General features: G+C 50.8%; 13 protein-coding genes and 2 tRNA genes. 5 read left to right on the forward strand and 10 right to left on the reverse strand.

Annotated elements, in window-relative coordinates; translation table 11 throughout:
* Positions 1–400: 400 nt before the first annotated feature.
* The 4 genes from pykF to ACL2XJ_RS21640 form a co-directional block, all read right to left on the reverse strand.
* The gene (gene pykF, locus ACL2XJ_RS21625) at positions 401–1,813 is read right to left on the reverse strand and encodes a pyruvate kinase PykF (protein WP_413724452.1); all 1,413 of its coding nucleotides are present in this window, start codon (positions 1,811–1,813) and stop codon (positions 401–403) included.
* A 508-nt stretch (positions 1,814–2,321) separates the two neighbouring features.
* Positions 2,322–2,398 (reverse strand) — tRNA-Val (locus tag ACL2XJ_RS21630).
* Between the two features lie 8 nt (positions 2,399–2,406).
* Positions 2,407–2,483 (reverse strand) — tRNA-Val (locus ACL2XJ_RS21635).
* Positions 2,484–2,649: 166 nt separating this feature from the next.
* Complete coding sequence (locus ACL2XJ_RS21640; protein WP_413724453.1) at positions 2,650–4,023, reverse strand: MATE family efflux transporter; 1,374 nt, start codon at positions 4,021–4,023, stop codon at positions 2,650–2,652.
* A 252-nt stretch (positions 4,024–4,275) separates the two neighbouring features.
* On the opposite strand from ACL2XJ_RS21640, the gene ACL2XJ_RS21645 reads away from it, so the two are divergent.
* The gene (locus ACL2XJ_RS21645) at positions 4,276–4,929 is read left to right on the forward strand and encodes a riboflavin synthase subunit alpha (protein WP_413724454.1); all 654 of its coding nucleotides are present in this window, start codon (positions 4,276–4,278) and stop codon (positions 4,927–4,929) included.
* A gap of 101 nt (positions 4,930–5,030) precedes the next feature.
* Here the strand turns inward: ACL2XJ_RS21645 and cfa are convergent, their stop codons facing one another.
* Together cfa and purR are read right to left on the reverse strand one after the other, a co-directional pair.
* A complete protein-coding gene (gene cfa / locus ACL2XJ_RS21650; protein WP_132921597.1) occupies positions 5,031–6,182 on the reverse strand; it encodes a cyclopropane fatty acyl phospholipid synthase in 1,152 nt (383 codons plus the stop codon).
* A 427-nt stretch (positions 6,183–6,609) separates the two neighbouring features.
* A complete protein-coding gene (purR, locus tag ACL2XJ_RS21655; RefSeq protein ID WP_413724455.1) occupies positions 6,610–7,626 on the reverse strand; it encodes an HTH-type transcriptional repressor PurR in 1,017 nt (338 codons plus the stop codon).
* Positions 7,627–7,825: 199 nt separating this feature from the next.
* On the opposite strand from purR, the gene ACL2XJ_RS21660 reads away from it, so the two are divergent.
* On the forward strand, positions 7,826–7,915 hold the full coding sequence (locus ACL2XJ_RS21660) for a YnhF family membrane protein (protein ID WP_132921595.1): 90 nt from the start codon (positions 7,826–7,828) through the stop codon (positions 7,913–7,915).
* Between the two features lie 25 nt (positions 7,916–7,940).
* On the opposite strand, the gene ACL2XJ_RS21665 is transcribed toward ACL2XJ_RS21660, so the two are convergent.
* Together ACL2XJ_RS21665 and ACL2XJ_RS21670 are read right to left on the reverse strand one after the other, a co-directional pair.
* Entirely contained in the window at positions 7,941–8,837 is an 897-nt protein-coding gene (locus ACL2XJ_RS21665; protein WP_132921594.1) for a C40 family peptidase, read from the reverse strand.
* 81 nt (positions 8,838–8,918) lie between these two features.
* Complete coding sequence (locus ACL2XJ_RS21670) at positions 8,919–9,098, reverse strand: hypothetical protein (protein WP_413724456.1); 180 nt, start codon at positions 9,096–9,098, stop codon at positions 8,919–8,921.
* Between the two features lie 131 nt (positions 9,099–9,229).
* On the opposite strand from ACL2XJ_RS21670, the gene ACL2XJ_RS21675 reads away from it, so the two are divergent.
* Entirely contained in the window at positions 9,230–9,577 is a 348-nt protein-coding gene (locus ACL2XJ_RS21675) for a Grx4 family monothiol glutaredoxin (RefSeq protein WP_132921592.1), read from the forward strand.
* 126 nt (positions 9,578–9,703) lie between these two features.
* On the opposite strand, the gene rnt is transcribed toward ACL2XJ_RS21675, so the two are convergent.
* Positions 9,704–10,369 carry a ribonuclease T gene (rnt, locus tag ACL2XJ_RS21680; protein ID WP_132921591.1) on the reverse strand — a complete coding sequence of 222 codons (666 nt, stop codon included), beginning with the start codon at positions 10,367–10,369 and terminating at the stop codon, positions 9,704–9,706.
* 251 nt (positions 10,370–10,620) lie between these two features.
* Entirely contained in the window at positions 10,621–11,028 is a 408-nt protein-coding gene (gloA, locus tag ACL2XJ_RS21685) for a lactoylglutathione lyase (protein WP_203521428.1), read from the reverse strand.
* Positions 11,029–11,195: 167 nt separating this feature from the next.
* Between gloA and ACL2XJ_RS21690 the strand changes: the two genes are divergently transcribed.
* The gene (locus ACL2XJ_RS21690) at positions 11,196–11,441 is read left to right on the forward strand and encodes a DUF1289 domain-containing protein (protein WP_413724457.1); all 246 of its coding nucleotides are present in this window, start codon (positions 11,196–11,198) and stop codon (positions 11,439–11,441) included.
* A 525-nt stretch (positions 11,442–11,966) separates the two neighbouring features.
* Positions 11,967–12,401 (forward strand): transcriptional regulator SlyA, encoded by a 435-nt coding sequence (gene slyA, locus ACL2XJ_RS21695; RefSeq protein WP_132921588.1) that lies wholly within the window; start codon positions 11,967–11,969, stop codon positions 12,399–12,401.
* The last annotated feature ends 57 nt before the right edge of the window (positions 12,402–12,458 follow it).

A 12,458-nucleotide genomic window follows, 5' to 3' on the forward strand; every position in this document is an offset into this window, starting at 1 on the left:
ATTACAAGTATTACACAAAGTATTTTCGAAAGAGAAATAATTTTACTAGTAAAACGATTAATTTCGACCGAATGCTCAAAGAAACGTCTTGTTTTACAGAGACGTTAAAAAAAAGAGGCGTAACTTCCAGGTGCCATAAGATAACTCTGATTAAAGGGGAGATAAAAAGTATCGTTTATTTTGTGCTGTGCGGGTTGATTTTATTGGCGGGACTGGTGCGAATCGCGAGAATTAACATATTTAAGACGGTGAGCAAACAGTTGTGCAAATCTATGGCTTATACCTGTTGCTATAACTAAGGCGAAGCTGGGATGAAAGCCCGTGCTTAAACCTCGAGGGTACGAACAATCGGCAAAAAAAAGCCCCCGACAAGGCGGGGGCTCGGTTTAAACAGGGTGACTTACAGCTGATGGACGGAAGCGGTATTGGTGGTGCCGCTCGGCACCAGGGCTCCGGAAACCATCACTATGATGTCGCCTTTTTGCGCCAGGCCGCATTCTAGGGCCATCGCCTTGCCGATACGGTAGAAATCATCGGTTGAAGCGATCTTGTCCACCAATTGACAGGTTACGCCTTTGGTCAGCAACAGCTGGCGGGCGGTTATTTCGTTGGTGGTCAGCGCCAGGATTTCGGCTTTAGGGAAATATTTACGCACTGCTTTGGCGGATTTGCCGCCTTCGGTCGCCACGACAATCAGCGGGGCTTCCAATTTTTCAGCAGTTTCCACCGCACCGCGGCAAACCGCCTCGGTAATGCGAAGTTTGCGGCTGTCGTTGATGCTTTCGATACGGCTGGGCATCACGCGGTCGGTACGATCGCAAATGGTGGCCATGATGCTGACGGCTTCATGGGGGTATTTGCCCTTGGCGCTCTCACCGGACAGCATAACCGCATCGGTGCCGTCGATAATGGCGTTCGCCACATCACCGGCTTCAGCGCGGGTAGGGCGGGGGTTTTTGATCATGGAGTCGAGCATCTGGGTCGCGGTAATCACGACTTTACGAGAGCGATTACATTTTTCGATCATCATCTTCTGGGCGAAGATAACTTCTTCCACCGGAATTTCCACGCCCAGGTCGCCGCGAGCCACCATGATGCCGTCGGATGCTTCCAGAATTTCGTCGAAATTGTTCAGGCCTTCCTGATTTTCAATTTTCGATATGATCTGGATATGTTCGCCGCCATGCTGTTTGAGATGTTCACGGATTTCCAGAACATCAGAGCGTTTGCGGATAAATGACGCCGCGATGAAATCGACGCCTTGTTCGCAGCCGAAAATCAAGTCGCGTTTGTCTTTTTCCGCCAGGGCCGGCAGTGCAATGGAAACGCCCGGCAGGTTAACCCCTTTGTTTTCACCCAGGTCGCCGTTATTCAGGACCTTACACACCACGGTGGTATCGGTCTTTTCAGTAACGACCATGCCCAGTAAACCGTCATCCACCAAAACGGTGTTGCCGATGGAAAGATCCTGCGGGAAGCCGGTGTAGGTCACCGCAACGCGTTCCTTGTTGCCGATAACGCTTTGATCGGTGGTAAAGGTAAAGCTCTGGCCGGCCAACAGCGAAACGTCGCTGCCGTTTTCCAATTTCATGGTGCGAATTTCCGGGCCTTTGGTATCCAGGAGGATAGCCGCTTTTTTGCCCGTGTTTGCCAGGATGGATCGCAGATTCTTGATACGTTGACCATGTTCTTCATAGTCGCCGTGGGAAAAATTCAGACGCATAACGTTCATGCCGGCGTCCAGCAGTTTGGTCAGCATCTCTACGGATTCGGATTTCGGGCCTATGGTACAAACAATTTTTGTCTTTTTCATAACAATGGTATCTGCAAGTTGTGATGGATGATGAATCTGGTGTATCGCCGGTGAGTATCGACGATGAAAATATGCAGCTCGGCGAGCCTGTTCCCTACGTTCAAGGATAGGTGACAAAAGTGAGAAAGAGATGAAAAAAATGTAAACAAGTCGCCCGGTAAAGCGGGGGACGTTTAACAGGCAAGACTATTTTAATTAGTATGGGGCTAATCAATCGGCTGAAACCATTCAATTGAAATAACGTTTCGTATTATAGTTATTGAGGCGGCGGACACAAGATAAAAACAGCGCAAATAATGCTTTAGGCGTCAAAAAGCGACTTTTTTGGCATATACGCAAAATTTTGTTATCAACTATTGTACATATGTACTACGGAATTAACTCATGTCCAACCGTCCCATGTTACAAATATATTAAAGCATCGGCGCAAACGGCCTGATGATGGGGGTGAGATGGAAGTTTAAACGGAAAAAAGGGTTAAATCAGAAAAGAAAGGAAACAATGGATATGGTGCGTCCGAGTGGACTCGAACCACCGACCCCCACCATGTCAAGGTGGTGCTCTAACCAGCTGAGCTACGGACGCACTAAGGATGGTGCGTTCTAATGGACTCGAACCATCGACCCCCACCATGTCAAGGTGGTGCTCTAACCAACTGAGCTAAGAACGCATACCGGACAACACTGCCAGTCTGACAGCGGGACGAATATTAACGGGCATTATCAACCCTTGCAAGGGGAAAAACCGTTTTTTCCCCGCCAGGTCATCCAACTGCCGACGTAATGTGCAGGAAGCCGTTTTTTTGTCCACGCCGGGACGCGTTGCCGGCGATGGTTTCAGCGCGCCGCGCGGTGGAGAATCTGCAGCGGCGGCTGACGTTGCAGCCAGCGTATGCGCATTGACATCATGATTGCCGCCGAGGTCAGGCCGATAATAAAACCTATCCAGAAACCGCTGGGGCCCATAGCGGGGACCGCATAGTCCGTCAGCGCCAGAACATAGCCGCAGGGCAGGCCCAGCAGCCAGTAAGCGGTAAAAGTGATAAAAAATATCGACCGGGTGTCTTTGTAACCGCGCAGGATGCCGTTGCCAATGACCTGGATTGAGTCGGAAATCTGATAAAGCGCCGCCAGGGACATCAAATGCGATGCCATGCTCACTACCGCCGGGGTGGCATTATACCAGCTGGCGATATGCACCCGGAACCGGTAGGTGAGTATCGCCGTCACGCAGGCCAGCATCACACCGGCGGCCAGGCTGGTCCAGGCGGCGACCCGCGCTTCGTCCACCTTGTTTTCACCCAGGCGGAAACCCACGCGGATCGTGGCCGCCACCCCGATTGACAAGGGCAGTACGAACATCAGCGCGCTGAAGTTCAGGGCGATTTGATGACCGGCTACGGACACAATGCCCAGCGGCGTCACCAGCAGCGCCACCACGGCAAACAGCGTCACCTCGAAAAAGAGCGAGGATGCCACCGGCAATCCCAGCGAGCACAAACGCCGCAGGGTCGGCCAGTGCGGCAGCACGATAGCGACGGCGGTACGGAAATCCGCAAAGGTGCCGGCCCGGCGCACATACAGCCACATGACCCCAAACATAATCCAATACACCGACGCCGTGGCGATGCCACAGCCCACACCGCCCAGGGCCGGCATACCCAGCTTGCCGTAGATAAACACATAATTGATCGGAATATTAGCCGCCAGGCCGAGGAAACCGATGACCATGCCTGGCTTGGTTTTGGAAAGACCTTCGCATTGGCCGCGCAGCACCTGGAAAAACAGATACCCCGGCGCCCCCAGCAGCAGAAAATGCAGATAGGCGACGGCTTTTTGCGCCAGGGCGGGATCGACATGATGCATCCTGCCGATGACAAACCTGGAATGATACAAAAGGAACATAATCAGCAGCGAGACGGACAAGGCCAGCCAAAACCCTTGGCGCACTTGAAAGGCGATGCGATCGCGCCGGCCGGAACCGTTTAGTTGGGCAATGACCGGCGTCAGCGCCATGATAAGACCGTGGCCGAATAAAATAGCGGGCAGCCAGATGGAAGTACCGACGGCGACGGCGGCCATGTCGGTGGCGCTTACGGAGCCGGACATCACGGTATCCACCACGCCCATGGCGGTTTGAGCGATTTGCGCAAGGATCACCGGTAAGGCCAGCGACAATAATGTACGCGCTTCGAGGAAATACTTCTGCACGCAGGCACCTATGATGTTATGGATTAAAAATAATACAAGCTGCAGATAAATTAATGATTATGAGTGAATTTAAGCGGTAATTTATGCGGCGTTTCTGAGGCATAGTGTAATGGATTCCCTGCTTTATACCAGTGCAATAATGCACATTTTCCGTGCATAGCGTTTCGCCGCGGGAGGGTATTTGGTTTTCACCTGAAATTGGGGCAATATAATACCCATCTTTTTAAGGTGTCATTAAAAGAGGTCAAGGCCATGTTTACGGGTATTGTTCAGGGCACCGCGTCGGTGGTGGAAATTGATGAAAAAACCAACTTCCGCACGCATTACATTAAACTGCCGCCGGCGCTGCTGGACGGGCTTGAGACCGGGGCATCGGTGGCCCACAACGGCTGCTGCCTGACGGTGAGCGCCATCAAGGGAGATGTGGCGAGCTTCGACTTGATGAAAGAAACGCTGCGCATTACCAACCTCGGGGAATTACAGGTGGGAGATGAGGTGAACGTGGAGCGTGCCGCTACGTTCAACGCCGAGATTGGCGGCCATGTCATGTCCGGCCATATCATGTGCAGCGCGGAAATCGTTAAAATCGTCACCTCGGAAAACAACCGGCAGATTTGGTTTAAAATGCCGGACAAGGAGTTGATGAAATATGTGCTGTACAAAGGCTATATCGGTATCGACGGCATCAGCCTGACCATCGGAGAGGTTGCCGCGGATAAATTTTGCGTCCACTTGATTCCGGAAACCCTCACCAGGACAACACTCGGCAAGAAACGCCTGGGAAACCGGGTGAATATTGAAATCGATCCGCAAACCCAGGCGGTTGTGGACACCGTTGAACGGGTTTTGGCGCAGCGGGAGGCCGCACTGGCCGTCGCTGCCGGACACGAAGTTAACATGAGGTAAAACGCTGTATCCCGACTGTCGGGATAGGGACGCTTTATTGCCCGTCCAGGGCAATAAAGCGTTGGAGCGGAAAGTCCAAAAGAACGTACCGCAATGGACGCTTAGCGGGGCACACGAATCCCGCCTTCAACCCCTTGCGGGCTGAACAATACCTGCCACAAATGGATGTTACGGGCGCGAAAAGCGCCGGCGCAGGCATTCAGGTAGTAGCAGAACATCCGGAAGAATCGATCCGAGTAATTTCCCGATAACGTCGGCCAGGCGGCGAGAAAACGTTCATACCAGGCCATCAGCGTTTTGTCATAATCGGCACCGAAATTATGCCAGTCCTCCATAACAAAATGCTTCTCGCTGGCCCGCGCGATATGCTGCACGGAAGGGAGGCAGCCATTGGGGAAGATGTATTTGTCGATCCAGGGGTCCACGTTCATATCGGTCTGGTTGGATCCGATGGTATGGAGCAGGAAAAGGCCGTCGCGTTTCAGGTTGCGATCAATGACGTCGAAATAGGTGGCGTAGTTTTTCGGACCTACGTGCTCAAACATGCCCACCGAAACGATACGGTCGAATTGCACGTTGAGGTCGCGGTAATCCTGCAGCGAGATAGTGACGTCCAAACCTTCGCAGCGATCCTGCGCCAGTTTCTGCTGTTCAGCGGAGATAGTCACCCCCTGAACCGAAACACCGTAGTTCTTGGCCGCATAAGCGGCAAGCCCGCCCCAGCCGCAGCCCACATCCAGCAGCGTCATGCCCGGTCTTAACTGCAGCTTTTCGCAGATCATCCTGAGCTTGTCCTGCTGCGCTTCCTCCAGAGTGGTGGCCTTGTTCCAATAGCCGCACGAATACTGCATATAGGGATCCAGCATCAGGCTGAACAGGTCATTACCCAAGTCATAATGCTCTTTGCCGACAATCCAAGCCCGTTTTTTAGACTGAAGATTCATGAGCCGCGCGGCGGCAACGCGCATAACATCCTTGAAATGCCGGGGAAGCTTATTTTCCAAACCGGCTCTTAAAACGCGCTGAAAAAAGATATCCAGTCGCTCGCATTCCCACCAGCCGTCCATGTAACTTTCACCCAACCCCAATGACCCGTCCTCTAGCACGCGTTTAAAAAATTCCGGGTTCTTGACATGAATATCAAACGGCCTTGCGCCGTTGATCTTTACACCTGCCTCAGCAAGCATTTCATGGATGATTCGATACCAAGCATTATCATGAAAGCTCAGGTCTTCAACACACGAGGAACTCATAGCTTCTCCATCACCTTTCTTCTGTTATAACCCCGTCAGGAAAAGCGTAGCCGATACCTGCGGGCTTTTATAATCATCCACGGGTATCCGTGGTGTCGGATGTACCACAATAAACAGAGGAATATAAAAAACACCAATAGACTGTTTGTCAGACGGGCGCTTCATAAATAGGATGACGCCATGTAAAAACACGACATTCTTTTAAAGCAAAATTATTAGACAACTCGTTATATTTGTTAACGATATTGAGTATAAGCCTGCATTCCGGTTTAGACAATAGCTGACAGAATAATGTATTTCACAGATAAGTTAATGATTTCCTATCGAAACAATAACTCATCAGGCACATTCGGCGGTATGAAATATATTATTACATTCGGGAGCGAATCACCTTTGATAAGGGGCTCAGGAGGCCGTGCGCCGCCCTTCAGGAGCGAAACGGGCCGTCGGCCACCGAACGGCGTACAATCAGGGCGGGATGCACTTCGATAATCCTGGCGTTTTCCCGTTTGCTGGTGATACGGTCCAGCAGCATGGTCAGCGCGGCCTCGCCCAGCTCTTCTTTGGGTTGATGAATGGTAGTCAATGACGGGGTAAAAAAGCACGAATTGCGCACATTATCATAACCGATAATTGAGATGTCATCGGGAACCTTCATGCCCATTTCATCAATGGCGCACATTGCACCCATGGCCATGATATCACCGCCGCAAAATACCGCCGTGGGCCTTTGCGGCCTGGACAGAATGAGTTTCATGGCCTGATAGCCGGATTCCGGTTCGAAATCCCCCTGCACAATCCATTGATGGGGAATGGCGATGCCGGCTTCTTCCAGGGCCCGCAGGTAGCCGCGATGACGGCCGCCCCCGGTATTGCGCGCCAGTTGGCCGGGTATGGCGCCGATATCGCGATGCCCCCTGGAAATCAGATAGCGGGTCGCCATGTAACCCCCGGCGAAGGCATTGTCGATAATGGTATCGGTGAAATCCCGGCGAGCTTCGCCCCAATCCATGACCACCATGGGGATATGGCGATACTCTTCCAGCATATTCAGCAACGGTTCGGGATATTCGGCGCACATCACCAGCAACCCGTCCACCCGTTTTTGCGCCAGCATCGCCAGATAGGCGCCCTGTTTGTTCAGATCGTTATGGGAGTTGCACAGCACAAGGGTATATCCCCGCACAAAACAGTGGTGCTCAATCGACTCGATAATTTCCGCGAAGTAGGGCGCTTCGCTTGAGCTGGCCAGCAGGCCGATGGATTTTGTGCGGTTGATCTTAAGGCTGCGCGCCACGTCGCTGGGGGAATAGTGCAGCTGCCCGATGGCCTCCAAAACGGCGATCTTGGTCTCTTGCGCCACAAATCGCGTCTTATTGATGACATGTGACACCGTAGTGGTGGATACCCCGGCGCGTTTCGCCACGTCTTTAATGGTTGCCATGCGTGTAGAACTCCTGTACGCCGAAATAAATAAATCGCCAATTTTCCTTGATTCGGCACTAAAGTGAAAGCGATAAAGATAAATATGCTCGGGAGTTGCTGCCCGGCAAGCTTTTTTAATCGGGTTATGCGACACTGCTTACAACCTACGGGTGTAAAGATATCCCGTTCAGCGATAGGTGTAGTGATAAGGAGAAGTGATGAGCAGCGATTTCAAATTGTCATTAATGACCACGGTATTTTCCTTGCTGGTGATCATTGCGTTCAGCTTTACCGCGGTAATGAATTAAGGCGCCCAGGCGCCTTTTTTTCCTTTCAGCGAATGGTTTTCGGCGTCACGACCCGGCGGGCGCCGACATAGTGATCCGCCCAATAATCTTCATTCAGATAGCTGATGCGGATATCGCGGCCGGTGCGGGGGGATTCGATAAACCGTCCGTTGCCCAAATAAACGCCCACATGATCCGCCGCGCCGCGGTTGGTGATATGGAAGAAAACCAAATCGCCGCTTTCCAGATCGTCTTTCTTCACCGGCGCCGCATCGCGTAAATGAAACATTTCATTGGCGGTACGGGGCATATGAATCCGTACCACGTCCTTATAAGCATAATAGATCAGGCCGCTGCAATCGAACCCGGTATTGGGCGACATGCCGCCCCAGCGATAAGGCTTGCCCATCTGGGACATCAGCTTGTTCATCGCCGTCAATTTGGCATGCTGATAGCGTTTTTTGTGGCTATCGCTCATGATGATGGGTTGATCGTTGGCAATGAGATCGAGCGTGGCGCTTTCTTTCATCCGATGCCTGCCGTAACCCTTTTTGTAGCCTTTTTTCGGCGGGGTAAACTTGGCTATTTTTTTTGCGGGGGGCATTGGATGCAATTTTTTAACGTGGTTTTTTTCGACGGCCGGCTCTTTCGCTTTGGCGACGGGTATGGAATGTAATTTTTTATTGCTGCTTTTTTCAGCAACGAGCTCTTTTGGTTTGTCTGTGCTATGACGGGTGATTTTCTGCTCGGTCACCGGTTTGCTTTTTTTGGTTATCTTCAACACCTCTTTAAGAGGTTTTCGTTTGCGTCGGTCACCTGTTTTAGCCGTACTGGACTGTGATTTTCGCTGGTCGGCATTGATACCGGCATTGGGCGCGGCATGCGCCAAATTGAAAAATAACTGAGTAAAAAGCAACACAAAAAGCGTAAAGCATAAACGCATGATTAACGCTATCCTCTGTGGCCCCAAAGAGGGGGTTATAAATGCCTCAAAGGAATTTAAGCTATTTACCCCTACTTTGCATCATGAATTATCATCATATTGTGAATAAACGTGAACGACTGCATATTTGTTGCATTCATCGGCATAATTTGGCGCAAAATTCAACAGTTTTTCAATTGTTAAAAAAGAGTTTGGCAGCCATGCCCCGGCGCCGGGTAAAAGGCCGCCTTTGGTGTTATCCTTTATTAAGGTGCTGCGCATCTTTGTCCGTGCGGGCTATGGCGGGCAAAAAAACGTTTATCTATTTATACGGTAATCGTTAGAATAGTGATTCTGAGCATAATCCCGCCCAGAGCAGATAAGGCCAGCTTATGGCTTGAGGAAGCGAGACAATGACGACGATTGAAAAAATTCAGCAGCAAATTGCTGAAAACCCGATTCTTCTTTATATGAAGGGCTCTCCGAAATTGCCTGGTTGCGGTTTTTCCGCGCAAGCGGTACAGGCGCTTTCCGCCTGCGGCGAGCGTTTCGCTTATGTGGATGTCCTGCAGAATCCGGATATTCGGGCCGAACTGCCGAAATTCGCCAATTGGCCGACCTTCCCGCAATTATGGGTGGATGGTGAACTGATTGGCGGTTGCGATATCATTCTTGAAATGTACCAGCACGGCGAGCTACAGCCGCTTATCAAAGAAACCGCGGTGAAATACGGTTCTCAGGAAGATCAGCCGTCCAATTGAGTCAGTGAGGGCTTCTAGCCTGAGCGTTCAGAACAGAAAAAGCCAATCCTATCGCTGGGATTGGCTTTGATTTTATGGTCAAAACAAACATGCTCTCCCGCTGTTCGGCCATCTCCGTGATTTGATTTAATCAGTTTCGCCGCTGCTATCGTCGCCGAGCGGCGGTACCGGCCAACCCCCGAGACGCTTCCAGCGATTCACCAGTTCGCAAAACAGCTCGGCGGTCCGCTCGGTATCGTACAGCGCCGAATGGGCCTGGCGGCTGTCGAATTCAATTCCTCCGGCGGCGCAGGCTTTCGCCAATACGGTCTGCCCAAGCACCAGTCCGCTCAGCGCCGCGGTGTCGAAGGTGGCAAAAGGATGAAACGGATTGCGTTTGAGATTGGCGCGTTCCGCCGCCGCCATCAGGAAACCATGATCAAAACCTGCGTTATGGGCCACGATTACCGCACGGTTGCAGCCTTGATCCTTTATGCCTTTGCGCACCATCTTGAAGATTTCATGCAGCGCATCGTATTCGCTTACCGCACCGCGTAAAGGATTGGACGGATCGATGCCGTTAAACGCCAGCGCCTCCGGCTGTAACAGCGATCCGGGGAAAGGTTCGACATGAAAGTGCAACGTTTGGTCCGGCACGAGCCAGCCTTCTACATCCATGTTCAATGTCACGGCGGCAATTTCGAGCAAGGCGTCGGTAGCGGCGTTAAAGCCTGCGGATTCTACATCAATGACAACCGGATAAAAGCCGCGGAAACGGCCGCGAAGGGAATTTACATCGTCTATTTCAGCCATGCCTGTTCTTACTATTTAGAAATACAGCCCGCATTATGGCAAATTTTGTTCCGGTATGCATGGCGAATCCATTTTCATTGGCTGCCCGCAATGGAATAGTGCGGTGATTAAACGGAAAATGGGAAGATAATCCTGAAAAGGGACCCCTGTCTTGGGTCCCGTCCGTTACGATGTAACTTTAAGCATTCGCGGATTTATGATGTGCGGCGCATTACCGACCGCCACCGCCGTGCCCGGCCGTGGCCAATATGTCAGTGCCCGAGGCCCAGGCCGGCGTGACGCTGCTCGATCAATTCTATTTTATAACCGTCGGGATCTTCGATAAAGGCGATGATGGTCGTGCCGCCTTTCACCGGTCCGGCTTCACGGGTAACCGTGCCCCCGGCCTGGCGGATGCGTTCGCAGGTAGCGGCGACATTATCTACGCCCAGGGCGATATGGCCATAGGCGCTGCCGAGATCGTAGCTGTCGACTCCCCAGTTATAGGTTAATTCAATAACTGCGCCTTCGGTTTCTTCGGTATAGCCGACAAACGCCAGCGTGTATTTATATTCAGTGTTCTCACTGGTGCGCAATAGGCGCATTTCGAGTATTTTAGTATAGAAATCAATAGATCTTTGTAAGTTTCCAACTCGTAGCATGGTATGTAGCAGGCGCATAATATCCTCTTGGGATCATGACGGGGTAATGTCCGCCGCAGAAAAGGTAGTCGCCAGTATAGACCGTGGGACGGCGGTTTTACAGTATGTCGGACGGGCGGGCGAGGGCAATAAATCTTGCCAGTTGGGTAAATAACGTCTTCAATGAAAGTAAATAAGGAGGGCCTGTGCCGGAACAGCTTGAGTTTTTCACCATACCCAGTCCCTGTCGCGGTATCTGCCAGTCGGACGCCCGCGGCTACTGCATTGGCTGTTTCCGTTCCCGGCAAGAGCGCTTTGACTGGATGGGGATGAATGACAACCAGAAAAAGGAGGTACTGCGTTTATGCCGCCTGCGTTATTTGCGCCTGGCGCGGGCCGCTAAAACGGCGGAGTCTCTTGGGGACGCCCCGGATCAACCCAGCCTGTTTTGACGCTGAGGTGAGTATAGATGAGGTATTAGTGGTACTGATTAATATTATTTTACGAACTAATTAGTAGCTACTTATATATTAAAATTACATTATTACCCTGAATACATGAAATATTGATATTTGTTATGTCTTCATTTAACTTAAATTAACAATAAATCACGCTGAATGACAATAATAGTGTTACAGTTATGAATAATCCGCTTGGCATATGATCTGCCTCAATATGAAAGGGTTAAGGTAGTCGCAAAGAGGAACGGATTATTGAACGTTTCCAGAGATTACCCTAGACCAGGTGGGAAAATGCGAAGGAAGGAGAGTGAATTCATCCGATTCACCGGATGTTTCGAAAACATATGCGCTCTTCGGTAACATCCATTTTATCAAAGGAATAACATGCATATTACATCCATCTCAACTTAAGTTTCACCATATTTATATATATATTTGTATTTTGCCATTCCACCCATTAGAATGGATGGGAATCCAGGGAACAAGCTTAATCAGCTTAATTATAAGGAGAGAGAATTGGAATCGCCATTAGGATCTGATTTGGCGCGACTTGTTCGTGTTTGGCGCGCACTGATTGACCATCGCTTAAAACCTTTAGAGCTTACACAAACGCATTGGATCACGCTGCATAATATTTGCCAATTGCCCCCTGAGCAGTCGCAAATTCAATTGGCAAAAGCCATCGGCATCGAGCAGCCCTCCTTGGTCCGGACGCTTGATCAGCTCGAAGAGAAGAAACTCATCACCAGGCATACCTGCGCCAATGACAGGCGGGCGAAACGTATAAAATTGACGGAGTCCGCCGAGCCAATCATCAAAGAAGTTAATCATGTTATAAATAGTACCAGAGATGAAATCCTGGCGGGTATCTCAGAACAAGAAATTCAATTTCTGAGTAATATGATCGCCAGGCTAGAGAAGAATATCCTGGAACTTTATAATAAATCCTGATCAGTTTGGGTGTGTTGCATATGTTCCATATAAAAAACCGGCATATTTTGCCGGTTC

It is taken from the genome of Sodalis sp. RH16, from assembly GCF_047324245.1.
Classification (GTDB): Bacteria; Pseudomonadota; Gammaproteobacteria; order Enterobacterales; family Enterobacteriaceae; genus Acerihabitans; species Acerihabitans ligni.